This is a genomic window from Pseudomonas sp. RA_15y_Pfl2_54 (assembly GCF_963971015.1).
GTDB lineage: Bacteria > Pseudomonadota > Gammaproteobacteria > Pseudomonadales > Pseudomonadaceae > Aquipseudomonas > Aquipseudomonas baetica_A.
This window is the reverse complement of record NZ_CAXAPN010000009.1, coordinates 1-25939: the sequence shown is the minus strand read 5'-3', so window position 1 is coordinate 25939 and position 25939 is coordinate 1. Positions and strand designations below refer to the sequence as shown.

22 protein-coding genes and 2 pseudogenes are annotated in these 25939 nt (G+C 59.1%); 21 read left to right on the top strand and 3 right to left on the bottom strand.

Features of this window, described 5'->3' with window-relative positions:
* Positions 1-69: 69 nt before the first annotated feature.
* The 3 genes and pseudogenes from AACY50_RS08775 to tssI form a co-directional block, all read right to left on the bottom strand.
* Positions 70-1149: a hypothetical protein gene (locus AACY50_RS08775; protein WP_339431521.1), complete on the bottom strand. Its 1080-nt coding sequence runs from the start codon at positions 1147-1149 to the stop codon at positions 70-72.
* Between the two features lie 13 nt (positions 1150-1162).
* Positions 1163-1528, bottom strand: a pseudogene (locus tag AACY50_RS08770) (DUF2931 family protein); the annotation flags it as partial.
* Positions 1519-2261, bottom strand: a pseudogene (gene tssI, locus AACY50_RS08765) (type VI secretion system tip protein TssI/VgrG); the annotation flags it as partial. The pseudogenes AACY50_RS08770 and tssI, both read right to left, overlap by 10 nt.
* 713 nt (positions 2262-2974) lie before the next feature.
* On the opposite strand from tssI, the gene tssA reads away from it, so the two are divergent.
* From tssA to AACY50_RS28725, 21 genes are all read left to right on the top strand, one after another.
* On the top strand, positions 2975-4537 hold the full coding sequence (gene tssA / locus AACY50_RS08760) for a type VI secretion system protein TssA (protein WP_339538450.1): 1563 nt from the start codon (positions 2975-2977) through the stop codon (positions 4535-4537).
* Between the two features lie 32 nt (positions 4538-4569).
* Positions 4570-5073, top strand: a complete 504-nt coding sequence (gene tssB / locus AACY50_RS08755) for a type VI secretion system contractile sheath small subunit (protein WP_003229587.1) — start codon at positions 4570-4572, stop codon at positions 5071-5073.
* A 25-nt stretch (positions 5074-5098) separates the two neighbouring features.
* Positions 5099-6574, top strand: a complete 1476-nt coding sequence (tssC, locus tag AACY50_RS08750; protein WP_025112673.1) for a type VI secretion system contractile sheath large subunit — start codon at positions 5099-5101, stop codon at positions 6572-6574.
* 9 nt (positions 6575-6583) lie between these two features.
* The gene (tssE, locus tag AACY50_RS08745) at positions 6584-6991 is read left to right on the top strand and encodes a type VI secretion system baseplate subunit TssE (protein WP_339431523.1); all 408 of its coding nucleotides are present in this window, start codon (positions 6584-6586) and stop codon (positions 6989-6991) included.
* Positions 6992-7002: 11 nt separating this feature from the next.
* Positions 7003-7509: a PAAR domain-containing protein gene (locus AACY50_RS08740; protein ID WP_095137725.1), complete on the top strand. Its 507-nt coding sequence runs from the start codon at positions 7003-7005 to the stop codon at positions 7507-7509.
* A 4-nt stretch (positions 7510-7513) separates the two neighbouring features.
* Positions 7514-8365, top strand: coding sequence for a hypothetical protein (locus tag AACY50_RS08735; protein ID WP_339465176.1), 852 nt, complete (start codon positions 7514-7516; stop codon positions 8363-8365).
* A complete protein-coding gene (locus AACY50_RS08730; RefSeq protein ID WP_336347657.1) occupies positions 8362-8739 on the top strand; it encodes a hypothetical protein in 378 nt (125 codons plus the stop codon). Before AACY50_RS08735 ends, AACY50_RS08730 begins: the two co-directional genes overlap by 4 nt.
* A 100-nt stretch (positions 8740-8839) precedes the next feature.
* Complete coding sequence (locus AACY50_RS08725; RefSeq protein ID WP_336347569.1) at positions 8840-9217, top strand: hypothetical protein; 378 nt, start codon at positions 8840-8842, stop codon at positions 9215-9217.
* A gap of 144 nt (positions 9218-9361) precedes the next feature.
* Positions 9362-11149 (top strand): type VI secretion system baseplate subunit TssF, encoded by a 1788-nt coding sequence (tssF, locus tag AACY50_RS08720; protein ID WP_339465177.1) that lies wholly within the window; start codon positions 9362-9364, stop codon positions 11147-11149.
* Entirely contained in the window at positions 11113-12120 is a 1008-nt protein-coding gene (tssG, locus tag AACY50_RS08715; protein ID WP_221734226.1) for a type VI secretion system baseplate subunit TssG, read from the top strand. The genes tssF and tssG overlap by 37 nt, the downstream gene beginning before the upstream one ends.
* A gap of 11 nt (positions 12121-12131) precedes the next feature.
* Positions 12132-14789 (top strand): type VI secretion system ATPase TssH, encoded by a 2658-nt coding sequence (gene tssH, locus AACY50_RS08710; RefSeq protein ID WP_339507800.1) that lies wholly within the window; start codon positions 12132-12134, stop codon positions 14787-14789.
* A 10-nt stretch (positions 14790-14799) separates the two neighbouring features.
* Positions 14800-16320 (top strand): sigma-54 interaction domain-containing protein, encoded by a 1521-nt coding sequence (locus tag AACY50_RS08705; RefSeq protein WP_339465179.1) that lies wholly within the window; start codon positions 14800-14802, stop codon positions 16318-16320.
* Positions 16321-16413: 93 nt separating this feature from the next.
* Positions 16414-16554: a hypothetical protein gene (locus AACY50_RS08700; protein ID WP_003229566.1), complete on the top strand. Its 141-nt coding sequence runs from the start codon at positions 16414-16416 to the stop codon at positions 16552-16554.
* An 18-nt stretch (positions 16555-16572) separates the two neighbouring features.
* Positions 16573-17769 carry a type VI secretion system-associated FHA domain protein TagH gene (gene tagH, locus AACY50_RS08695; RefSeq protein ID WP_221734223.1) on the top strand — a complete coding sequence of 399 codons (1197 nt, stop codon included), beginning with the start codon at positions 16573-16575 and terminating at the stop codon, positions 17767-17769.
* 5 nt (positions 17770-17774) lie between these two features.
* The gene (gene tssJ / locus AACY50_RS08690) at positions 17775-18275 is read left to right on the top strand and encodes a type VI secretion system lipoprotein TssJ (RefSeq protein WP_221734222.1); all 501 of its coding nucleotides are present in this window, start codon (positions 17775-17777) and stop codon (positions 18273-18275) included.
* Positions 18276-18277: 2 nt separating this feature from the next.
* Positions 18278-19609: a type VI secretion system baseplate subunit TssK gene (gene tssK / locus AACY50_RS08685; RefSeq protein ID WP_221734221.1), complete on the top strand. Its 1332-nt coding sequence runs from the start codon at positions 18278-18280 to the stop codon at positions 19607-19609.
* A 5-nt stretch (positions 19610-19614) separates the two neighbouring features.
* On the top strand, positions 19615-20490 hold the full coding sequence (icmH, locus tag AACY50_RS08680; protein ID WP_221734220.1) for a type IVB secretion system protein IcmH/DotU: 876 nt from the start codon (positions 19615-19617) through the stop codon (positions 20488-20490).
* 13 nt (positions 20491-20503) lie between these two features.
* Positions 20504-24043, top strand: coding sequence for a type VI secretion system membrane subunit TssM (gene tssM, locus AACY50_RS08675; RefSeq protein WP_339507802.1), 3540 nt, complete (start codon positions 20504-20506; stop codon positions 24041-24043).
* The gene (locus AACY50_RS08670; RefSeq protein WP_339431529.1) at positions 24043-24771 is read left to right on the top strand and encodes a PP2C family protein-serine/threonine phosphatase; all 729 of its coding nucleotides are present in this window, start codon (positions 24043-24045) and stop codon (positions 24769-24771) included. Before tssM ends, AACY50_RS08670 begins: the two co-directional genes overlap by 1 nt.
* Positions 24768-25769 (top strand): serine/threonine-protein kinase, encoded by a 1002-nt coding sequence (locus tag AACY50_RS08665; protein ID WP_339431530.1) that lies wholly within the window; start codon positions 24768-24770, stop codon positions 25767-25769. Before AACY50_RS08670 ends, AACY50_RS08665 begins: the two co-directional genes overlap by 4 nt.
* A 28-nt stretch (positions 25770-25797) precedes the next feature.
* A partial coding sequence (locus AACY50_RS28725; RefSeq protein ID WP_445261476.1) for a hypothetical protein occupies positions 25798-25939 on the top strand: 142 nt, incomplete at its 3' end.

The following is a 25939-nucleotide window of genomic DNA, read 5'->3' as shown; positions in this document are numbered from 1 at the left end:
GAGAACCGCAATAAAAAATGGGCACACCGATTGCGGTCGGGTGCCCATTTTTTGTGGCTGTAAATCGGCTTATTGACGCCGGAAGCAGGCCTTGCCGTTGCCAAAATTGACGGCCAAGCAGTTGGGTTCGATGGCTAATTGCAGATCTTTGAACAACACAGAAAGATCGCCGTTGGCAGGGTCAGGATAGGCTTGCCAGTCCAGCGTCGCCCATCGAGTTTCCGGCATGACGGTGAACCACTCGATTTCATCAGGAGAATTTTGTGTATGCAAACCGATTTTCGCCAATGCTTTATTTGGGGAGAACGGCAGTGTCAGCGTGTTTCGCTGCGAGTCTGTCCAAACCTCCTTCAATGTCGAACCGTCTTCGAATTGCCAATGAACGTCCACTGGATGGATCGCGGGTGGTGAGACCGGATCGAAGTGATAAAACGTCAACCAATAGTTATGGTCAACTCGTTCTCGCTCATCTGGAGCCAGATATTGGCGGGTGGTCGCCAGATCAAATCCGATTGGTTGTTCGAATGTTAAGGGCTGGTTTTTTCGTTTCTTCCAGCCAATATTGAAGGCTCGGCTATCCCCCGCGACATCGAACCATTGATAAGTTCCACGATTATGATCTGTGTCAAAGCCAATTTTTTTCAGAGTTCTCTGGTGATCGTAAGGAAACCAGAGGTCTGTTTGTTGATTCGAGTTCAAGAGCAATTGACCCGGTGGACCTGAATCGAACTCGAGACTGACCATCACGGGTTTCAGGGGCGGCGGCGCAGGTTGGTGATCGTACCGTAGCTCTAAAACGTAGCTCTCTTTAGCCAACTCATTTTTTTCTTTGTCGGCATATTCCTTTAGTTCGATCAGCGTTCTCTCGTGTGAAAGATTGTAGGAAAGCTTCTTTGCTGGTTGGGCAGCAGGCTCTTGCTCCAGCATGAGAGTGTTTTCCTCGACATACCAGTTTCCCTTGGCGACACCGCCAGCCGATCCGTAGGCGATACCAGCAGAAAAGGTGCCGTCCTTACGCAACAGCAACTCGGCGCCCATTTCCATTGCGCCCGTCAGGTAGTAATGGCCGTCCAGTGGCGAGGTGTCTGCAAACGCCTGGGTAACGGGAAGCCACATCAGCGCTGCGAACAACAGCGGTTTCAATTCCATGAGGTAATGCTCCTTACCAGCTCCCGAAGGGAATGCCGAATTTTTCGATGTAGGCTTTAGATTCAGGTGATAGAGACAGTGCGTACCGCCCCTCGTTTTTTCCTTGATACGGGCCTTCCTTCATTACACTCCCTTTGAACCGAGTAATCTCGACAGACTTGAGGCAAGCGCCCCTTAGCCAGACCTTTGCAATACCGCCGGGAGCCAAGCCAATACCCATGTCATCGCGGTAGTCCGTGATCCATTTGCCATCAGCCCTGCAGAAAGCTTTTTCCGGCTTACGCATGATTTCCCGAGCCGATTCGCAAATGGTGATGTAAGCCTCATAGGTTTGGGGTTCAGCCAGGGATTGCCATCGTATATAGATCAGTATCGGTAGTCCTTGAGATCGGGACTGAATTCGGTGGTGAAGCGGCTCTCCAGTAGCAGACTTGGGCGTTGAAGATCGTAGTCACGACGGGTCACCGTGCTGGTGCGCGTGTTGAAGCCCATGGTCAGCTGATTGCGACCATGCCGCTGTCGGCCTGAAAGTGCGCTGTACCCAGACTGGGGGCGAACACTGGGCTGTCAGTGAACACCAGTAAATGCCCGTCGACCGAATGCTGGTGATGCCAGGCAATTCCATCTTCGGCGCACAAACGCTGGAGGAACGTGAAGTCGCTTTCGCCGTACTGCGTGCAGTACTCACGCGACGGATTCGGGTTGATGTGAAAGGTGAATGCATCGCTTTGAAAGCCGTGCCTTTCGAGCACCTGCGCGATGATCTGCGGCACCGTACGCTGCTGAAAAATTCGCTGATCCTGGCTGAACTGCAGATAGTGCAACGCTGGCACCAGCGTCAGCTCATAGCGGGTCAGGCGTTTACCGGACTCTGCGACCATTACATCTTCGATGCGCCCGTGAATACCTTCGCCGTTGAGGCCGAATTGTAGAAACGCGGGTTGGCTGAGCAGGCTCTCCAGATCGAAGTCCGGATACTCGCTGACCAGTTCGATTCGGACGGAGTAAAGCTGGCTGATGGCCTCGGTGCCGTTAAAGGCAAGCACCTTGAAATCGTGACGAACGGCTGGGATTTGCAGGGTAAAAGGCGCGCAGTTGCCCGTACTGAACATACGCTTGTCCTTAAGCAATGGGAGTCTTGGCGCGGTGTCCGATCATCCTTCATCGCCACGCGAAGAGAATTTGCCAAGGCACGCTAGCAACGCGGGAAATAAATTGATGTAAGAAGTATCTCTGACATTTGTCAGAGCATTCCGGGTGTGAAAGTGCGGGGTAAATTGAAGGAGAAGACTTAGGAGGGAGCTTCGATAATTATTGAGTTGGCACTGATGTACAGTATTGCCGCCCCTGTGAAACTTTCAGAAAGTGAAATGCCATCAAATTGATGGCACTTTTATTGATGGATGTTGTCGGCGGTAAATTGTTTATAGAGGTCGATTGGATTTCGGAAGAATCCTACTTTTATTTTTTAAAAATTTTGTCATGCTTTACGCCGCTTATTGGGACGCTCGTTCGAAATGAAACGGCCTGACTTCACCGGATGCTCTGGATCAATGGTTTGGAGGGTGTTGGGCAAACGCGGAGAATTTAAAGCGGTATCAGGGAATCCCCTGTCCCATATAGGGCGATCTCTTACAAGCACCAATGAACACTTCGTCTTGTTGTTTAATCAGATGCTTGCTAGTGGCCATCATCGTGAGTACGATGCGCCCACTTGAAAGAGCACACACTCAATAGGATGAGTCATGTCACTGCTCTTCGATACTGTCCAGCGCTCCTGAAACTCCAATAGGCGCACGACTGTAATCCCAATTAAAGGCCATGGATGTCCTACTCAAGCAAACTTTCCGCCCATTACCTCGAACTCGCTAAAGTCTCTGTTTCCAAAGAGAATTTCGCGGGCGAAGACGTTCGTTTTTCGAGCGAATTCGAGGCACTGGAAAGCGAGCTGGCCAAAGCCTCGTCGATGCACGAAAGCGGGCAGATCGACTGGCTGAAAATTCGCGAAAACAGCGAAAACCTTCTGCGTACCCAATCCAAGGATTTGCGTGTCGGCGCCTGGCTCACCTGGTCGCTGTATCAGCGCGAATCCTTCCCCGGGCTGCTGGCCGGCCTCGGTCTTCTGCACCATCTGTCGGAAAACAACTGGGCCGACGTTCACCCGCTCAAACCCCGCACCCGTGCCGCCGCCATTGGCTGGCTGGTGCCGCGTCTTGAGCAGGTCATCACCGAAAACATCGCGATCAAAGAGCAATTGCCGATGTTCCGGCAGCTCTCCGAGCATCTGGCTGGCCTCGACGCTGCCTGCACCGAACATCTGGGTGATGATGCGCCGCTGCTGCTGCCGCTCTCCCGCCGCCTGAAAACCATGATCCAGCGTGCCGCCGACAACCAGCCAGCCCCCGGTGTGGTGGGCGCTGCGGTGGCACAGGTCAAACAGGCTGCGAGCCAGTTGCTCACGCCCGGCGCGCCGATTGACAACGAAAGAGACGCTCACAAAGCCTTGCGCGCCCAGCAGGACAGCGCGCGGCCACTGTGCGCCTGGTGGCTCAAACAGAAGGCCACTGACCTGCGCGCCTTGCGCCTGAATCGCACGCTGCTGTGGATGACCATCGACGCGGTGCCTGAGCGCAACGCCGAACAGATCACCGTGTTGCGTGGTCTGCCACTGGAAAAGCTCAAGCTCTACCAGGACCGTTTCGATCAGGGCAAATACGCCGACTTGCTGGTGGAACTGGAGGCGAGCCTAGGGAAGGCACCGTTCTGGTTCGATGGCCAGCGAATGGTCTGGGAATGTCTCCAGAACCTCAACGCCGAGTTGGCCATGCGCGAAGTGGAAATCCACTTCGCGCTTTTGGTTCAGCGTCTGCCTGGCATTGTCGAGTTGCGTTTCCATGACGGTGCGCCGTTTGCCGATCCGTCCACCCGGGCGTGGATCGCCGCCAACGTCATGCCGCATCTGCAAAGCGCCAGTGCGCCGCGCAAGGTCGAAAGCGAGAACGTCGAAACCCAGCCAGCCTGGGAAAAAGCCCTCGAAGAGGTGCTGCCACTGCTGCGCAAGGAAGGCTTGAAGCCTGCCGTGCAGATCCTCAAGCAAGGACTGCAATCGGCCCACGGCGGACGCGAGCGCTTCTTCTGGCAGTTCGCGCTCGCCCGCCTGTGCTTCATGGCCAAGAAATACGAACTGGCCAAGAACCAGCTCGAAACCCTCGATCAGACATTACAGGACTCAGGCCTGCACGCCTGGGAGCCCGATCTTGCATTGGAAGTGCTGCACCTGCTGCACAGTTGCTGCGAGTTGTTACCGCAGAACCATGCAGTGCGTGAACGCAAGGAAGAGATTTATCGCAGGCTGTGCCACCTCGATCTCGAAGTGGTACTCGAATAGGCCCCAGGGCCACAACCGCAAGGAGAAAAGCCATGGCCAAAGAAGGCTCGGTAGCCCCCAAGGAACGCATCAACGTCACCTTCAAACCCGCCACCGGCGGTGCTCAGGAAGAGATTGAACTGCCGCTGAAACTGCTGGCAATCGGTGACTACACCCACCGCAAGGACGATCGCAAAATCGAAGATCGCAAGCCGATCAGCATCGACAAGATGACCTTCGACGAAGTGTTGGCCAAGCAAGAACTGGGTCTGACGCTGAGCGTGCCGAACCGTCTGCAGGAAGATGGCGAGGCCGACGAGCTGGCTGTGCAACTGCGCGTCAATTCGATGAAGGACTTCAACCCGGCCAGCCTGGTCGAGCAAGTGCCTGAGCTGAAAAAACTGATGGAACTGCGCGATGCGCTGGTGGCCCTCAAGGGCCCGCTGGGTAACGCACCTGCGTTCCGTAAAGCCATCGAAGGCGTGCTCGCCGACGACGAATCCCGCGGTCGCGTACTCGGTGAGCTGGGCTTGAACGCCGCAGCCCCGGACGCCTGAGACTCAAGCCAAGGAAGCCAACACAATGAGCACTAGCGCAGCACAAGAGAAGAGCGCCGAGAACGGCGAATACAGCATTCTCGACAGCATCATCGCCGAAACCCGTCTGACGCCGGACGACGAAGCCTACGACATCGCCAAACGCGGCGTGTCGGCGTTCATCGAAGAACTGCTCAAGCCGCAGAACAACGGTGAGCCAGTCAAGAAGGCCATGGTTGACCGCATGATCGCCGAGATCGATGCCAAGCTCAGCCGTCAGATGGACGAAATCCTGCACCACCCGGACTTCCAGGCTCTGGAATCGTCGTGGCGTGGTCTGCAACTGCTGGTCGACCGCACCAACTTCCGCGAAAACATCAAGATCGAAATCCTCAACGTCTCCAAAGAAGACCTGCTGGACGATTTCGAAGATTCGCCGGAAGTCATGCAGTCGGGCCTGTACAAGCACATCTACACCGCAGAATACGGCCAGTTCGGTGGTCAGCCTGTGGGCGCGATCATCGCCAACTACTACATGTCCCCAAGCTCGCCAGACGTGAAGCTGATGCAGTACGTGGCCAGCGTTTCGTGCATGTCCCACGCGCCGTTCATCGCTGCGGCCGGCCCGAAATTCTTCGGCCTGGAAAGCTTCACCGGCCTGCCGGATCTGAAAGATCTGAAAGACCACTTCGAAGGCCCGCAATTCGCCAAATGGCAGAGCTTCCGTACTTCGGAAGACTCCCGCTACGTTGGCCTGACCGTGCCGCGTTTCCTGCTGCGTAACCCGTACGACCCGGAAGAAAACCCGGTCAAATCGTTCGTGTACAAGGAAACCGTTGCCAACAGCCACGAGCACTACCTGTGGGGCAACACGGCCTACGCGTTTGGCACCAAGCTGACCGACAGCTTCGCCAAATTCCGCTGGTGCCCGAACATCATCGGCCCACAGAGCGGTGGTGCTGTTGAAGACCTGCCTCTGCACCATTTCGAAAGCATGGGCGAAATCGAAACCAAGATTCCTACCGAAGTTCTGGTTTCCGACCGTCGTGAATACGAACTGGCCGAGGAAGGCTTCATCTCCCTGACCATGCGCAAGGGCTCCGACAACGCGGCGTTCTTCTCCGCAAGCTCGGTGCAGAAGCCGAAGTTCTTCGGCATCAGCGCAGAAGGCAAGGCTGCAGAGCTGAACTACAAGCTCGGCACCCAACTGCCGTACATGATGATCGTCAACCGCCTGGCTCACTACTTGAAAGTGCTGCAGCGCGAGCAACTCGGTTCGTGGAAAGAACGTACCGACCTCGAGCTGGAACTCAACAAGTGGATCCGTCAGTACGTGGCCGACCAGGAAAACCCGAGCGCCGAAGTGCGTGGCCGTCGTCCGCTGCGCGCTGCGCAAGTGATCGTCAGCGACGTTGAAGGCGAGCCGGGCTGGTACCGCGTGAGCTTGAACGTGCGTCCGCACTTCAAGTACATGGGGGCCGATTTCACCCTGTCGCTGGTTGGCAAGCTGGACAAAGAGTAAGAGCGACTCATGGACGGATACGGCAGCCTTTTCGAACGCCTCAACGGCGATGCGCAACTACGCAAGGGCAACAGCCTTGAGGCTTGTGCCATGGCGTCAGTGGCTGCCCATCTGGCCAAAATGCTCAGCACCCGGGCCGGCAGCGTGCAAACGCTGTCCGACTACGGGTTGCCCGATCTCAATGACATGCGTCTGAGCCTGCACGACTCCCTGAGTCAGGCCCGTCTGGCCATCGAAAGCTTCATCGAAGCCTACGAGCCACGCCTGAGCAACGTGCGTGTCATTTCCCTGCCGCGTGACCACGATCAACTGCGCCTGGCCTTCAGCATCGAAGGCCTGCTGGAAGTTGAAGGGTTCAAGCGACAGGTCAGTTTTTCCGCGCGCCTGGATGGCAGCGGTCAAGTGAAGGTCACCTAAGGAGATCCCCGATGTCTGGCAAACCCGCAGCACGCGTATCCGACCCCACCGCTTGCCCGCTCCCCGGCCACGGCACCAACCCGATCGCCGCCGGTTCCGGCGACGTGTTCTTCGACGGCCTCGCGGCCGCCCGCCAAGGCGATGCCTCGGCGTGTGGTGGTGCGATGGTTGGCGATCTGGCGACCACGGTTCTGATCAATGGCAAACCGGCGGCCACGGTAGGTTCGGTTGGTTCTCATGGCAATAAGGTCACCGCCGGTTCTGGCACGGTGATTATCGGCAATTCGCATTCGCCGGCGCCGTTTGTGCCGCCGGAGCCGTTAGTCATTCCTGGAGTCTTCAACCGTGTTTTTTCATTCCATACAGCGGACGGACAACCAGTAGCAAACCTCAATTACAGAATGGTTTCTGACAGTGGCTTAGAGAAAGCAGGATGTTCATCGGCGGCTGGAGGCACAGGGTGTTTCTCCACTGGAAAACAAGCCGAGATGGTTACCATCTACGTGTCGTCGGAGTAATCGCGTGGAAACCTCTATTGTCATCGACGGCGTTGCACACATTTTCGAGACTTCCGATGGAAAAACGGAACTGAAAATCAAAGCCGAAACTACGCCGAGTGAAGATAAAAAACCGAAACAGCTTCCATTGCCTCACGTCTGGTTAATAACCAGAGGAAATGGGGTGCCTCTTTTTGCTCTAAAACCGAATGCACCAGATGTTCAGTTCAGGATCATGAAAGCTGAGAAACTGTATGCGGAAGCAATTCAGTGGTTTGAGCCGTTGGCTGATAATTATCGGAAGAAAATTTGGGTGAACCCCGAGTCTAAAACTGCCGGTACAGATGCCTATAATGCCTATAAGCAGTTTAGTTGGTCGCAAATTATTAAATTTGCAATTATTGACCGGATGTCAATTAGCTTTGCCCCGACAATGCCCGGTGATTGGAAAAATAGTTCTGAGGGTGGTGCCGAATTTTTAATGGTCATGATTGATGGTGAGCCCTATTGGGCTGACGGGGTTGGGCAAATACCGTTCGCGACCGATACATATCGTTTATATCTGGAAGAAACCAAGTCTTTGGAAGCTGCCATTAAGAAAACCGTTGAAACCGGTATGAAATATGGTGATGGTATTCCTATATTCCCAAAGGAGGACAAGACCAATGAGTACGATAATTATATGGTGCTACGTGGGGCTTTATGGGCTTCGGAAAATTTTGAACTACGCACTGAAACGGTAAGAGTATTTGCTGGGCGAATGGGCTATCGCGAGAAAGTGGTGACCAGTACTGTTTATCTTGGCACATACGATCAGAAGTTAAGAAGCTCCATCACGCAAGGCTCTGTAGATAAGTATGGAGAGTGGAAAAGATGATGGTGAGGCTAGCGGCGGGTTTATTGGTACATTTTTTTGCCTGCGTCATTTATGTCGTGGTTAATTACTATGGTGTTTCGCTGTACAAGGTTTTATTTGGTGGGCTTACCTCGCGTGGTGCTTCCATCGGGATTGCCATGTATATGGTGTTTTATCTGTTTATTTTTGTAAATTTAGTTGTTGCTGTAATTCCAAAGCGAATGGTGAAAGTTAGCATTGTTTTTCTAATGGTTGCATTGATATTGGTTTATCTGTTGCCGCTTTATCCTGTTCGCGCGGCCGCTTACAGCGTTTTAACGGGTGGGCTAACTATTTTGGCGATATGGCTGGCTGGCAAGTTTGAAAAGTTTTTGTTGGCTCGGGTCATGACATGAAGTTTTTTGCTTTCTGGAAAAAGGGGGCGGTCCCTAATATTGCTTGGGTCATTACTGATGGTTCTTTCTGCCCATGAAGTTTTTGTGCGGGAACGGCTCAATGAAATCAAGAGCGTGGCAATGCCTTGCCGCTTTCCTCTGCTCGGTCGGTTTGCTGACGATTCTGGTCGGCTTCGCGTTGCTGTTGCGAATGGAAAGCTCGACCGAACCAAAGCTCTTCGCTCATCCCCATGCGTTGTGGATTGGCGCCGAGGATGGCGGGGTTTTTGTCGAGGTCACCAAGCACGAAGCGCCCGACTATTACGTGGAGATTCGTCACGAAAATGGTCAGATGTGGACAGAAGGCTGGGTTCGATATGGCACCCGGGATAGCCATCCACTCAGCGCTGCAGCAATTGGTGGCTACGGCGGCGAAGAGCTCTATGTGTATACGGGCGTCGAGATCACTCCGCAAAAACAAGGAGCCGCACAGCGATGAATATCTACGTGCGCGTCGCGCAAACGATCCTTCATTCGGCCATCAACACCCGGAAGCGCATCGCCAGGAGACGCTGTATGTCCGCAACGACAATCGTGCTCCAAAGGATGTTTTTCATGCGATCCACTACCAGGCAGGTAACCCGTGTCCTTTAACCACTACTACCAAAGCGAACTCACCGCACTGCGCCAACTCGGTCGCCGTTTCGCCGAGCGTAGTCCGGCGCTGGCTCCGTATCTGGGGCAGGCTGGGCGGGATCCGGACGTGGAGCGGTTGCTCGAAGGCTTTGCGTTTCTGACTGGGCGTCTGCGGCAGAAGCTCGATGACGAACTGCCGGAGCTCAGCCATTCGCTGATGCAACTGCTGTGGCCGAACTACATGCGCCCGCTACCGGCATTCAGCATTTTGCAGTTTGATCCGCTTCAACGTTCGGGCCCGGCGCTGGTGGTCGAGCGCGATACGCCGGTGGAAAGCAAGCCGATCGAAGACGTGCGCTGCCGCTTCCGCACTTGCTACCCGACCGAAGTGTTGCCGCTGGATCTGGCTGCGCTGAACTACTCGGTAAAGGGCGACGGTTCGCTGCTCAGCCTGCGTCTGGAGATGAGCGCCGACGGCCACCTCGGTGAGCTGGAACTGAGCAAGCTGCGCCTGCACTTTGCCGGTGAGCGCTACATCAGCCAGATGCTCTACCTGAGTCTGCTGCGCAACCTGGAAGGCATCGAGCTGATCCCGCTCGACGGTGCAGGCAAGCCGATCGATGGTGTCAGCGGCAAGCCGATGGCGTTCAAGATTCCGGGTGACCGGGTCAAACCGGTGGGCTTTGCCGAAGAAGAAGCGTTGATCCCGTATCCGCTGAACACCTTCCGTGGCTATCGCTACCTGCAGGAATATTTCGCCTTCCAGGACAAGTTCCTGTTCGTCGACGTCAACGGTCTGGACATCCTCAAGGCGCTGCCGGAAGACACCCTCAAGCAAATGCGCGGCCTGGAGCTGCGCTTTGATATCCGCAAGAGCGGGATCATGCGCATGCGCCCGACGCTGGATAACGTGAAGCTGTTCTGCACGCCGATCGTCAACCTGTTCGAACACGACGCGCTGCCGATCCGCCTCGATGGCAAGCAGGACGAGTACCTGCTGCTGCCGGCGGAATACGATCTGGAAAACTGCGGCGTGTTCTCGGTGGAAACCGTGACCGGCTGGAAGCCCGGCGGCCTCGGTTATCAGGAGTACGTGCCGTTCGAATCGTTTGAGCACGACCCGAGTTTCGACGTGCCCAACAGCCGTCCGCACTACAGCATCCGCCAGCGTTCATCCTTGCTGCACGACGGCCTCGACACTTACCTGAGCTTCGGCATCCGCCACACCGAGGCCCACGAAACGCTGTCGATCGAGCTGATGTGCACCAACCAGAACCTGCCGAAGAAGCTCAAGCTCGGCGACATCTGCATGGCTTGCGAGGAGACGCCGGAGTTCTTGAGTTTCCGCAACATCACCCCGGCCACCTCGAGTTTCGCGCCGCCGCTGAACCGTGACTTCCTGTGGAAGCTGATCAGCAACATGTCGCTTAACTATCTGTCGCTGGCCGACGTCAATGCGTTGAAGGTGATTCTGGAAACCTACGACCTGCCGCGCTACTACGACCAGCACGCGGAGAAGGTCAGCAAACGCCTGCTCGGTGGTCTCAAGCACATCAAGCACCACCACGTCGATCGGCTGCACCGTGGCCTGCCGGTGCGCGGTTTGCGCACCGAACTGACCATCGACCCGGAAGGGTATATCGGTGAAGGCGACCTGTTCGTTTTCGCCTCCGTTCTTAACGAGTTTTTCGCGCTTTACGCCAGTCTCAATTCATTCCATGAACTGCGGGTAAAAAGCACACAGGGAGAGGTGTACCAATGGACACCACGTATGGGTCTGCAACCCCTGCTTTAAGCGGGTTGACCCGGGTAATACGCGAATACTCGCTGTTTCAGGCCGTGCTGCTGGTGATCGACCGACTGCGCGATGCACACCCGCACCTGAGCGAAGACGATTTGTACGATCAGGTGGAATTCCAGGCCAACCCGAGCCTCGGATTCCCGCGCAGCGATGTCGATCGCGTGGAGTTTTTCGAAGAGCACGGGCAGATGCGCGCGCGCGTACGTTTCAACCTGATCGGCCTGGTCGGCTCCGGTTCGCCGCTGCCGGCGTTCTACGGTGAGCAGGCGTTGGGCGACAGCGAAGACGGCAACCCGACGCGCAACTTCCTCGATCTGTTCCACCATCGCCTGCAACGGCTGATGCTGCCGATCTGGCGCAAGTACCGCTACCGCGCGAGTTTCCAGAGCGGCGCGATCGACCCGTTCTCGTCGCAGTTGTTTGCGTTGATCGGTCTGGGCGGCGAAGAAATCCGCAAAGCCAAGGAACTCAACTGGAAACGCTTGCTGCCGTACCTCGGCCTGCTCAGCTTGCGGGCGCACTCGGCGGCACTGATCGAAGCCGTGCTGCGTTACTACTTCAAGCACGAAGACCTGGTCATCGAGCAGTGCATCGAACGCCGCGTGGAAATTCTCGAAGAGCAGCGCAACCGTCTGGGGCGCGCCAACAGCATGCTCGGCGAAGACCTGGTGCTCGGCGAACACGTGCGCGACCGCAGCGGCAAATTCCGCATTCACATCACCCAACTCGATTGGCAGCGATTCCATGAATTCCTGCCGATCGGTTTCGGTTACCAGCCGCTCTGCGCGCTGGTGCGGTTCACCCTGCGTGACCCGCTCGATTACGACATTCGCCTGGTTTTGCGCCAGGAAGAAATCCGCGAACTGCGCATCGGTGAGCAGAACGCCTGTCGCCTCGGTTGGACCAGTTGGCTGGGCCGCGAGAAAGCGGACGGCGTGGTGACCCTGGGCAGCAAAATTCATTAAGGACGTGAGCCATGATCAACGTAGACCTGCAACAACTCATCCAGGCGCTGGACGCCGAAACCCGTCGTGATCTGGAGCGTTCGGCCGAGCGTTGCGTCGCCCGTGGCGGCAGCAAGATCCTCGTCGAAGACTTGATGCTCGGCCTGCTGGAACGTCCGAACGGGTTGCTTGCCCGCGCGTTGCAAGACGCGGATGTCGATGCCGGTGAGCTCAGCGCCGCGCTGCAATCGCGTGTTGAACACAGCGCTTCGCGCAACCCGGTGTTTGCTCCGGAACTGGTGCAATGGCTGCAAGACGCCTTGCTTGTGGCCAACCTCGAACTGGGCCAGACCCAGGTCGAAGACGCCGCGCTGATCCTCGCGCTGCTGCGCAACCCGATGCGTTATGCCGGCAGCCGTTATCAGCCGCTGCTCGCCAAATTGAACATCGATCGCCTGAAAGAATTTGCCCTGTCGCAACAGGAGCAACCGGCGGCCAACGGCAAACCGGCCGCTCAGGGCGAATCGCTGTTGCAGCGCTTCACCCACAACCTGACCCAACAGGCCCGCGACGGCAAACTCGACCCGGTGCTGTGCCGTGACGGCGCGATCCGTCAGATGGTCGACATCCTCGCCCGTCGCCGCAAGAACAACCCGATCGTGGTGGGTGAGGCCGGTGTCGGTAAAACCGCCATCGTCGAAGGCCTGGCCTCGCGCATCGCTGCCGGTGAAGTGCCGCAAGTGCTCAAAGGCGTTGAGCTACTGTCGCTGGACATGGGCCTGTTGCAGGCCGGCGCCAGCGTCAAAGGTGAATTCGAGCGTCGCCTCAAAGGCGTGATCGACGAAGTCAAAGCCTCGCCCAAGCCGATCATTCTGTTCATCGATGAAGCTCACACGCTGATCGGCGCGGGCGGCAATGCCGGCGGTTCCGACGCGGCCAACCTGTTGAAACCGGCGCTGGCGCGTGGCGAGTTGCGCACCATCGCCGCGACCACTTGGGCCGAGTACAAGAAATACTTCGAGAAAGACCCGGCGCTGGCCCGTCGTTTCCAGCCGGTGCAACTGCACGAACCGACCGTCAGCGAAGCGGTGACCATCCTTCGTGGTCTGGCTCAGGTCTACGAGAAGAGCCACGGCATTTACCTGCGTGATGACGCGGTGGTGTCTGCTGCTGAGTTGTCCGCGCGTTATCTGGCCGGTCGGCAACTGCCGGACAAAGCCGTCGATGTTCTCGACACCGCTTGCGCCCGCGTGCGCATCAGCCTCGCCGCCGCCCCGGAAAGCCTTGAGCGCCTGCGTGGCGAACTGGCTGAAGGTGGCCGTCAGCGCCAGGCCCTGCGTCGCGACGCCGAGGCCGGTCTGCTGATCGACCACGAAGCGCTGGAGGCACTGGAAGCGCGGCTGGACGAAGCCGAAAACGAAATGGTTGCACTGGAAGCCCTGTGGACTGAACAGAAGCAACTGGCCGAACGCCTGCTGGAACTGCGTCAGCAACTGGCCAAGGCCCGTGAAGCCGCAGCCGTCGAGCCGACCGTCAACATCGAAGAAGACGCCGAAGGCACCGTGATTGAAACCCTCGTCGCTGAAGTCGAGGAAGGTCAAAGCGTCGAAGCGCTGGAAGCCCAGCTCAACGAAACCCACAGCGCATTGACCGCCGCTCAGGTCAAAGAGCGTCTGGTCAGCTTCGAAGTCTGCCCGCGTCTGGTGGCTGAAGTGATCAGCGCCTGGACCGGCGTACCTTTGGCGCAACTGGCCCGTGAGCACAACGCCAAAGTCGCCAGTTTCGCCACCGACCTGCGCACGCGCATCCGGGGTCAGGAACAAGCCGTCCACGCACTGGATCGCTCGATGCGTGCCACCGCGGCTGGCCTGAACAAACCTGATGCACCGGTCGGCGTGTTCCTGCTGGTCGGCCCGAGCGGCGTCGGCAAAACCGAAACCGCGCTGGCCCTCGCCGACCTGTTGTACGGCGGTGATCGTTTTATCACCACCATCAACATGTCCGAGTTCCAGGAGAAACACACCGTTTCGCGCCTGATCGGTGCGCCACCGGGCTACGTCGGTTACGGCGAAGGCGGCATGCTCACCGAGGCCGTGCGCCAGAAGCCGTACTCGGTGGTGCTGCTCGATGAAGTCGAAAAGGCTGACCCGGACGTGCTCAACCTGTTCTACCAAATCTTCGACAAAGGCGTGGCCAATGACGGCGAAGGACGCGAGATCGACTTCCGTAACACGCTGATCCTGATGACGTCGAACCTGGGCAGCGACCGTATCAGCGACCTCTGCGAAGACGGCGCGCGGCCAACCGCCGAACAGCTCGAAGAAACCATTCGCCCGGTACTCAGCAAGCACTTCAAACCGGCGCTGCTGGCACGGATGAAAGTGGTGCCGTACTACCCGGTCGGCGGCCCTGTGCTGCGCGAGCTGATCGAGATCAAACTCGGTCGTCTCGGCGAGCGACTCAACCGTCGTCAACTGGATTTCAGCTGGTGCCAGAATCTCGTCGATCATTTGTCCGAGCGCTGCACCCAAAGCGACAGCGGCGCGCGTCTGATCGACCACTTGCTTGATCAGCACGTCCTGCCGTTGGTGGCGGATCGTCTGCTCGATGCGATGGCCACCGGTGAAAGCCTCAAGCGTGTGCATGCCACGCTCGACGGCGACGCCAGCGTGACGTGCGAGTTTGCCTGAGGTGGGCGTGATGTTCACTCAAGTGCCGCAGCCGCTGGTCTATGCCGAAGCGTTGCTGGCGCAGTTCGCCAGCCTTTCGCGGGCGGCGGACGGTGCTGCGCTATTGAGTGACTTTGTGCGTGGGCTGGCCGGGCTGAGTGGTTGCGAACTGACGCAACTGTATCTGCTCGACGCCACCCACACCTGCCTGGGCATGAACGCCGAATACCTCGACGGCGCGCTGCAACCGCGTCAAGCGGCGAGCCTGCCGGCGGACTACAACGGTGAGCAACTGCTGCAATTTGCGCTGTGCCAGAACCGCGTGGTGTGCCTCGACGATTTGAGCGCCAGCCTGCACGAAACCAGTTTTCTGCCGGCCGTGGCAGTACCGTGGCAGTCGCTGCTGTGCGTGCCGCTGGTCAACCAGCACAAGGCTGTCGAAGGCTTGCTGTTGTGTGCCAGCCGCCATCGCACCGACCTGCAAGGCTTTGCCGACTCGCTCGGCCAACTCGGCTCGTTCGTACTCGGCCAATTGCACTTGCTGCAACGCCTGCGTCAACCTCAGGACGTCTCGGCACCGGTGTTGCGCAGTGTGCCGAGCATCAGTGGTTATGGGCTGATCGGCAAAAGCGCGGCGATGCGCCAGACCTACTCGTTGATCAGCAAAGTCCTGCACAGCCCTTACACGGTGCTGCTGCGCGGCGAAACCGGCACCGGCAAGGAAGTGGTTGCGCGAGCGATTCACGATTGCGGCCCGCGCCGTTCGCAAGCGTTCATTGTGCAGAACTGCGCGGCATTCCCGGAGAGCCTGCTGGAAAGCGAGCTGTTCGGCTATCGCAAAGGTGCATTCACCGGTGCCGATCGCGACCGCGCCGGGCTGTTCGACGCGGCCAATGGCGGCACGCTGTTGCTCGACGAAATCGGCGACATGCCGCTGTCGTTGCAGGCGAAAATCCTGCGCGTGTTGCAAGAAGGCGAGATTCGTCCGCTAGGCTCCAACGATACGCACAAGATCGACGTGCGCATCATTGCCGCGACTCACCGTGATCTGGCGGTGCTGGTCAGCGAAGGCAAATTCCGCGAAGACTTGTACTACCGCCTCGCGCAATTTCCGATTGTGCTGCCGGCCCTGCGTCAGCGCGAAGGCGACATTCTTGATCTGGCCCGCCATTTCGCCGAGAAGACCTGCTCTTTCTTGCAGCGTGACCCGGTGTGCTGGTCCGAAGAAGCACTTGAACACCTGTGCGGTTACACCTTCCCCGGCAACGTCCGTGAACTCAAGGCCCTGGTCGAGCGTGCGGTACTGCTGTGCGAGGGCGGCGAGTTGCTGGCCGAGCATTTCTCCCTGCGCATGGAACCCATGTTCGAAGACAACAGCGGCCTGAATCTGCGCGAGCGTATGGAGCAGGTCGAGCGCTCGTTGTTGCTCGATTGCCTGCGCAAGAACGACGGCAACCAGACCCTCGCCGCCCGTGAGTTGGGCCTGCCTCGGCGCACGCTGCTGTACCGCCTCGGGCGCCTGAATATCAATCTTGGAGATTTCGATGGATAGGCCACGATCATCGATTTCGCCGCAAAAAAACTATTTCAGCGCCGCCCGCAAGGGTCGGCGCTTTGTGCTTTGTCTACCCCTGGAGACCCTCTGATGTCTGTTCGTCACTGGCACGCTGTCCTGCTGACCCTCGTCGTTCTATGCGGCCTTGGCGGCTGTAGCGGCAATTACAAATTCAACGACAACGACTATCGCCCGTTGGGTGATCCGCAAGCGGTCAATCGCGGCAAGTGACCGCAAGGAGCATCAAACATGGAATTGGTTTTCGAAATGCTGAACACCAAGCAGTTCGTGCCCACCGAGTTGTGCCAGAAGACCTTCAAACAGGCTGGCGGCGTCATCGGGCGGGGCGAGGACTGCGACTGGATCATCCCTGACCGCAAGCGTCATCTGTCCAATCATCATGTGATTGTCAGTTACCGTGAGGGCACGTTTTTCCTGACCGACACCAGCAGCAATGGTGTCCAGGATGGCGCAAGCGGCGCACGCCTGCACAAGGGCGAACCGGTCCGCATCGAACACGGCAGCACCTACGTGCTGGGCGACTTCGAGATCCGTGCGCGACTGGTGCGTGACCCGGCGACCTTCGACGGCGAAGTCGGCCGTCCACGCGCCGCTGGCAGTATCATCCCGGACGACGCGTTCCTCGACCTCGACCCGCTCAACGCCCTCGAACAGCAAGAGCGCGTCTATTCGGAAATCGACGAACTGCTGGCGCCCAACACCAAACCTGAAGACTCCCGTCAGCGTGCCGACTACGCCCGCATCGACATGGAAAGCCTGATGGTGCCGGAGCTGATCGCCGCGCCCGCCGAACCTGAGCCTGCTCCGGCACCCAAAGCCGTTGAGCGCCAAAGCGAAGGTTTCTGGGAGCATTTCGGCGCCGCGCTGGGTGTGGATCTCAAAGGCGTCAGCCACGACGAACGCGAAGCCCTGGCGCTGAACGCCGCGCGTCTGTTGCGTCAAAGTGTCGGTGGTTTGCAGCAGAGCCTGCGCACCCGTTCGGAGTTGAAAAACGAGCTGCGTCTGGCCCAGACCACCGTGCAAGGCACCAACAAGAACCCGCTGAAATTCGCCGTCGACCCGAGCGAAGCGCTGCAGATTCTGTTGCAGCCAAGCAAACCCGGGCATTTGCCGGCCGAACAGGCGATTTCCCGTGCGTTCCGAGATTTGCAGGCGCATCAGGTGGCTTTGCTGACCGCCAGCCGTGCCGCCGTGCGCGGCACGCTGGAACACTTCTCGCCCGAGCAACTGACCCTGCGTTTCGAGCGCGACAACAAGCCGTTGATCGCCACGTCGGGCGGGCGCTGGAGAGCGTTCGGCCGTTACCACCAGGCCCTGCGTCAGGACGATGACTGGAGCGAGCGTCTGCTGGCCCGCGACTTCGCCCAGGCCTACGAAGAACAGATCCGCCTGATCTCCACCCTCCACACCGACCACCAAGGATGATGCGCATGTCTCGCCGCTCGACCGCTTTTTTCAAGACGCTGACTGCGCTCACCGTGCTGGTGCTGCTCGCCGGTTGCTCGTCGCTGTCGCCGTACTCGAAAGTGACCAAGATCAACCTGAAACTGACCGGCAGCGATCAGTTGAACCCTGACCTCAACGGCCGCCCGTCGCCGATCGTGGTGCGCCTGTTCGAACTCAAGCACCCGGTGACCTTCGAGAACGCTGACTTCTTCAGCCTCTACGAGCGAGCCAAGGAATCCCTCAACCCGGATCTGGTGGCCAGCGAAGAACTCGAACTGCGCCCGGGTGAAACCGTGGAAATGAAACTCAGCGTGGAGGAGGGCAGCCGCTATGTTGGCGTTCTCGCCGCCTACCGTGACCTGCCGGAAACCCAGTGGCGCTACACGGTGCAGATCACCCCGCTGGAAATCACCGAGGCGGACCTGACCCTCGACCAGGCCGGTATTCGCAACACCCATCAAGTGCTCGCCAAGGCGGATGACTGAACATGAATACCCATAAAGTCATTTGGCAGGAAGGCATGTTGCTGCGTCCGCAGCACTTCCAGCACAACGATCGCTATTACGATCACCAGATGAAAACCCGTACCCAGTTGCTGGGCGGTTACACCTGGGGTTTCCTCAATCTGGAGATCGACTTGCAGTTCCTCAACATGGGCAAACTGGTGATCAGTGAAGCCTCGGGGATTCTGCCGGACGGCAGCCTGTTCGAACTCGGTGGCAACACCGAACCGCTGGCGCTGGACGTACCGCCGAACACGGGCAACACGCCAATCTACCTGGCGCTGCCACTGGTCACCGGCAACCACATCGAGTCGCGCCGTCCGGAGCAATCCGATGTGCTGGCGCGTTACACCGCGTACGACGCCGAAGTCGCTGACTCCAACGCCGGCGACGACTCGGCCAGCCAGGTCAGCTGTGGTCGCCCCGATTTCAAACTGTTGCTCGGCGAGCAGCAGAGCGATCAGGCCTACGTGAAGCTGAAGATCTGCGACGTACTCGATACCACGCCCGACGGCGTGATCAGCCTCGATCCGGACTTCGTGCCGACCTACATTCAGGCTCATGCCTCCAGCTACTTGCTGTCGTGCCTGAAAGAAGTCATCAGCATGCTCAGCCACCGTGGCGACACCATTGCCGAGCGGATTCGCTCCAACGGCAAGGTCGGCGGTGCCGAAGTCGGTGACTTCATGATGCTGCAACTGATCAACCGCACCGAACTGCTGCTGCGCCACTACCTCGGCCTGGAGCAAGTGCACCCGGAAGAGTTGTACCGCACGTTGCTGACCATGCTCGGCGATCTGGCGACCTTCTCCGGCGAGAGCAAACGCCCGCGCCTGGACAGCCGCTACTCCCACGCCGACCAGGGCGCGAGCTTTCGCAAACTGATGGACGCGATCCGTCAGGTGCTGTCGATGGTGCTTGAGCAGCACGCCATCGAACTGATCCTGCAAGCGCGGCAGTACGGGATCATCGTGTCGCCGTTGCACGACCACAAACTGCTGGGCTCGGCGTCGTTCGTGCTGGCGGCCAGTGCCAACTGCGACTCCGAAGAACTGCGCCACCGCTTGCCGGCGCACCTCAAGGTGGGCCCGGTGGAGCGTATTCGCCAACTGGTCAACCTGCACCTGCCGGGGATCAAGGTCAAACCTTTGCCCGTCGCTCCACGGCAGATCGCGTTCCACTCGAACAAAACCTATTTCATCCTCGAACTCAGTTCCGAAGATCTGGCACAACTCGAGCGCTCCGGCGGCTTCGCGTTCCATGTGTCCGGCGAATTCGCCGAGCTTGAACTGAAATTCTGGGCCATCAGGAACTGACCGACATGAACACGGAAACGGAATACAGCCAGGACGACAAAACAGTCTTGCTCGACCGTCAGGGCCACGGACCGGCGTCGAGTCCACTGACCGACTTCGCCGCGCCGCCGCGTTTCGAGCAACTGGAAGAACGCATGATCTACGCCGCACGCGTGCGCCCGGCGGAAGCGTTCAACATCAGCCTCAATTCGCTGGTCGCCGCGTCGTCCGAGTTGCTCTCGGAAGTGGTGCGCCTCAAGCACAGCGAAACCCGCGAAGACCTTTATGCGCTCAACGCGCGCCTGACCGCCGGGCTCAAGCTGTTTGAAGTGAGCGCCCTGCACAACGGCGCCGAAAGCAGCCAGGTGATGGCGGCGCGCTACGTGCTCTGCACCGTGGTCGACGAAGCTGTCGTGACCACGCCGTGGGGCAACGAAAGCGAATGGTCGCAGATGAGCCTGCTCAGCAGCTTCCACAACGAAACCTTCGGGGGCGAGAAGTTCTTCCAACTGCTCGATCGGCTCTCGAAGAACCCGGTCAAACACCTGCCAATGCTGGAGCTGATGTACCTGTGCCTGTCCCTCGGTTTCGAGGGCAAGTACCGCGTACAGGCACGCGGCATGCTCGAGCTTGAAGGCATCCGCGACGCCTTGTACCGGCAGATCCGTCAGTTGCGTGGCGACGTGCCGCGTGAGTTGTCGCCGCATTGGGAAGGCTTGAACGATCAGCGCCGCAACCTGGTGCGCATCGTGCCGGCATGGATGGTGGTGTTGTTCACTTTCGTCTGTCTGGTGGTGATGTATTCGGGCTTCGCCTGGGTCTTGGGTGAGCAGCGCGACACCGTGCTGCAACCTTACCAGCCGCTTGATCCAGCCGCGGTTCAACCGCAGTCGCAGCCGTAAACAGGGACGTGTGATGAAAAAGTTTTTCAAGAAAGTCGGCGCCTTCCTGCGCCAGACCTGGGTCTGGACCCTGCTGCTGGTGCTGTTCGTGGCACTGCTGGTGTGGTTCGTTGGCCCGTTGTTGGCGGTTGATGACTACAAGTTCTGGGAGAGCCCGACCTCTCGCCTGTTGACCATCGCCGTGCTGTTCCTGATCTGGGGCCTGACCATGGTCTTCGTCAGCTGGCGCGCCGGTGTACGCAAGAAAGAAGTCGAAGCCACCGAAGACGGCCAGGATCGCATCCGCCGCGAAGAGCTGATCGACGACGAACAGAAAGAGTTGAAGGCGCGTTTCAAAGACGCGCTGAAAACCCTGAAAACCTCGAGCCTGTATCGCGGCCGCAGCGAGCGCTGGCGCAACGAACTGCCGTGGTATCTGTTGATCGGCCCGCAGTCCAGCGGCAAGACCAGCCTGCTGGACTTCTCCGGTCTGGAATTCCCGATCAACAAGATCGACCGCAAGCTGACCCGCGACACCCAAGGCACCCGTCATTGCGACTGGTACTTCGCCGACCACGGCGTGCTGATCGACACCGCCGGGCGTTACATGACCCAGGGCGAAGCAGACGTCGACGGCAGTGCCTGGACCACCTTGCTGGAACTGCTGCGCAAACGTCGTCGCGGTCGTCCGTTGAACGGCGTGCTGGTGACCATCCCGGTGGAAACCCTCACCGGTGGTAGCGAGCAAGACATCGACACCCTGGCGCGCCAGGTGCGTGGTCGCCTGCAAGAGATCTATCAGAAACTGCACGTCGACGTGCCGGTGTATCTGGTACTGAGCAAGGCCGACAAGCTGCTGGGTTTTGACGAGTTCTTCGATCAATTGACCCGCGAAGAAAGCGATCAAGTGCTCGGTACCAGTTTCCGCAAGGATCAACAGGGCACCGACGTGGCGGTGTTGCGCAACGAGTTCGAAGAACTGCTGCGTCGCCTCAACAGCCAAGTGATCATGCGCATGCACTCCGAGCGCGACACTCAGCGCCGTGGCCGCATCCTCGACTTCCCGCATCAATTGGGGCAGATCGGCGAGCGCCTGTGCCTGTTCGTCGACATGGCGTTCACCGGCAACCGTTACCAGCGTGCCACGCAACTGCGCGGTTTCTACCTGACCAGCGCACCGCACCTGACCCAAGAGATGGATGCGACCACTGCCGCTATCGGTGCCAACCTGGGCATCAATGCCGGTGTATTGCCGACCTTGCGCAGCGGTCGCTCGCGATTCATCCACCATTTGTTCAGCCAGGTGATTTTCCCCGAGGCCGATCTGGCCGGTCTGGACAAGCGCGAACGCAGCCGCATCCACTGGGGCCAACGTGCGCTGTACGTCGGCGCACTGGCGGCATTGGCGTTGTTCGGCATGCTCTGGGCGGGCGGTTTCTCGGCCAACTACGAGCGTCTGGAAAACCTGCGCAATCTGGCGCAGAACTGGAATCAGCAGCGTTCGGTGCTGTCCCCGCGTGATGACGCGATGGGCGCGCTGAAAACCCTCGACACCAGCTACGCGGCAACGCAGGCGTTCCCGAAAAAGGGCGACGTGTCGTACCACGAGCGTGGCGGCCTGTATCAGGGCGAAGACGTTAATCCGGTGGTCAAGGAGGCTTACGAGCGCGAGCTTGAAACGCAACTGCTGCCCCGCGTCGCAACCCTGCTCGAAGGCCAGATCCGCGCCAACATGAAGGACCGCGAACGCCTGATCAACAGCCTGCGTGCGTACCTGATGTTGAACATGAAGGATCGTCGCGACGCGGCGTGGCTCAAGGACTGGGTGGCCACCGACTGGTCGCAGCGCTACACCGGCAACACCGCGGTGCAGAACGGCCTGAACCACCACCTCGAACGCCTGCTGAAACAGCCTTTCATCTACCCGCTGAACGATCAGTTGGTGGCTCAGGCGCGTCAGGTCTTGCGCAGCGAATCGTTGGCCACCGTGGTCTACCGCATGCTCCGCGAGCAGGCGCGCAACCTGCCGGAATACCGTTTCAGCCAACACCTCGGCCCGCAGGGCTCGCTGTTCATCGGCACCGACTACGTGATCCCGGGGTTCTACACCCAACAGGGTTATCAGCAGTACTTCTCGGTGCAGGGCTCGGCACTGGTCACCGACATCCTGCGTGACAACTGGGTGCTGGGCGAAGGCGCGGGCATCAGCGACATGGACTTGCGTCGCCTGATGGTCGAACTGGAGCAACTGTACTTCCGCGACTACGCCAACTACTGGAGCGAAGCCGTTGGCCAGGTGGCATTGCCGCCAATCAACGACGCCGGTGAAGGCGCCGAGCAACTGGCGGGCCTGACCTCGGCCAACTCGCCGGTGCTGGCATTGCTGACCGAAGTGCGTGAAAACACCCGCTTCCCGGCGGCCGCTGATCCGGTGGACGAGGCGGGCGATGCTGCCGATGCCTTGGCTGGGCAGAAAGGCAAACTGGGCAAAGTCGGCAAACTGGCGTCGGCGGTGGCCGACAAGGCTTCGGCCCTGAACGTCGCGAAAAACCTGCCGGACACTGCCAAGAAGTCGCTGCAACGTCGCTTTGAACCGCTGCATCGCTTGCTCGATGACAACAACGGCCCGGCCGCTGATCTGACCCCGGCACTGAGCGCGCTCAACGACCTGCAACTGCAACTGGCCAGCCTGGCCCGTTCCAGCACGCCGGAACAAGCCGCGTTCGAACTGGCGAAAACCCGCATGGGCGGCCAGCGTGATGCGCTGACCAACCTGCGCAATGCCTCCGGTCGTCTGCCGCGTCCGCTCAGCGTGTGGTTCAACGTGCTGGCCGAAGACTCCTGGCGCCTGGTGCTCAGCGATGCCTACCAATACCTGAACGGCCGTTATCAGAACGAGTTGTACAGCGTGTATGGCAAAACCATCAGCAAGCGCTATCCGTTCAGCGCCAGCAGCACCAGCGACGTGGCGATCAGCGACTTCCGCGATTTCTTCAAGGCGCAAGGCGTTGTTGACCGCTTCTTCGACAACTACATGCGTCCGTTTGTCAGCGGTGATCCGGGCAACTACCGGATGCGCAGCGTCGACGGCCACAGCCTGCCGGTGTCCAAGGTCTACCTCGATCAGATGGCCGCTGCGCAGACGATTCGCAAGAGCTTCTTCTCGATCAACCCGGCCGAACCGCAAGTGCAGTTCAAACTGGAGCCGTACACCCTAGACCCTGCCGTCAGCCGTTCCGAATTCAAGTTCGGCGACCAGACCATGGAATACCGTCACGGCCCGATCCTGCCCATGTCGTTCAAATGGCCAACCGATGCTGAAGACGGTCGCACCAGCCTGGTGATGGACAAGATGGCGGGGCGCCCGATCGGTATCGAGAAGAACTCCGGCCCATGGTCGCTGTTCCGTCTGTTCGACCTGATGCAGACCGAGTACCTGAGCGGTCGTGACGTGTTGGTGCTCAAAGCCAATGTGGGTGGCCTGCGTGCCAACTACCTGCTGTCCAGCCAACGCACGCCGAACCCGTTCGACATGGGCGTACTGCGCACCTTCCGTATGCCGGTGCAGCTCTGATGCTGGTGGCCAGTCCCTGGCGCAGCGCGGCGCGTACCGACCCGGGCAAGGTGCGGGCGCGCAACGAAGATGCCTTCCTCGACAATCCGCAGCAGGGGCTGTGGGTGGTCGCGGACGGCATGGGCGGTCATCAGGGTGGCGACATCGCCAGCCAGTTGATCGTCGCCAGCCTGGCTGATTTGCCGCAACACGATGACTTCGACGAGCGCCTCAAAGCCATTCGCCAGTGCCTGCACTGGTTGAATCGGCGTTTGGGGCAGGAGTTGACCGTCACCGCCGGACGTCACGACAGCATCATGGGCAGCACCGTCGTGGCGCTGCTGATGGACGGCAATCGCGCGGCCTGCATTTGGGCTGGCGACAGCCGTTGTTATCTGTGGCGCGGGCAGCGTTTGTATCAACTGTCCAAAGACCATTCGCTGCAACAGCAACTGATCGACGAACAGCAAATGAGCGTCGAACAGGCGGCAGCGCACCCGGCGGCTCAGGCATTGACCCGAGCCGTCGGCGCCGCCGAAACACTGACCCTGGATGTACTGGAACTTGAGGTGTATCCGGGCGATGCGTTTTTGCTGTGCAGCGATGGTTTGTACCAAGGCCTGAGCAGCGATGCCCTCGGCAACGCCCTCAGCCTCAGCGCGCCACATGTGGCGCTGGAACGATTGTTCGACGGCGCCCTGCGGGGCTCCGCTCGCGACAACCTGACAGCCGTGGTGATCCGCCAATGACCAACATCGAATCACCCATCGATGACGTGCTGATGAGCGAAGAACAGGCCAACAACCTGACCTACTTTGCCTTCGCCAAGGAACACAAAGCAGAACCTTTGCCAGCGCCAACCAAGGCCAGCATCGGTGCACTGCCAGACATACTCGCCGGTCGCTACCACCTCGAGCGTCTGCTCGGGGCGGGCGGCATGGGCGCTGTTTACCGGGCCCGAGATCTGCTGCACGAACAGTTCGGCGATCCCGACCCTTACATCGCGCTGAAAATCCTCAGCGAAGAATTTGCCGAATCGCCGGACGCCAGTGCCTTGCTTTACGGCGAGTTCGCCCTGACCCGACGCCTGCGCCACGACAACGTTGTGCGCGCACACACCTTTGAAGTCGACACCGATTGCCAGCGGGCCTTCATCACCATGGAATACATGCGTGGCCTGACCCTGGACAAATTGCTCTGCGAGCGGCCCCTCGGCCTGCCGTGGAAAGAACTGCGCGACATCGTCCTGCCGCTGCTCGACACGCTGGCCTACGCCCACCGTCGCGGTGTGCTGCACGGTGACATGAAACCGAGCAACGTCATGCTCAGCGAAGACGGCTTGCGCCTCTTCGACTTCGGTTTGGGCCAGGCAGAAGAGGGCACCTTGCCCGGCCTGCCGCACCTGAGCCGCGAACGCTTCAACGCCTGGACCCCGGGCTACGCCGCCCCCGAACTGCTTGAGGGCCAACCCTTGTCGGCCAGCGCAGACGTGTACGGCGTGGCCTGTGTGATTTATGAACTGGCGAGCGGCAAACACCCGTTCCGCCGCTTGCCCTCGACCCAGGCCCGCGACGAGCACCTGGAGCGCGAACTGCAAGCGCCGGCGAATTTACCCAAACACGGCTGGCCAGCGCTGCGAACCGCGCTGAGCTTCGACCCGGCAGCACGCACCATCACTGCCGACCAATTGCGTGACGCCTTGGGCGCCACTTCGTCCTGGCTACAACGTCTGCGGTTTCGGGCGTAACGGATGACATTCGAACAGGGAGCACACGATGTTCAATTCAGCTAACGAAACCCACTTCAGTCTCAAGGTCGAAGACTACGTGGGCGACCTGCAAGTGCTGTCGTTTGTCGGCACCGAAGGCATCAGCCAGCCGTATCGTTTCGACCTCGAACTGGTCAGCGAAAACCCCG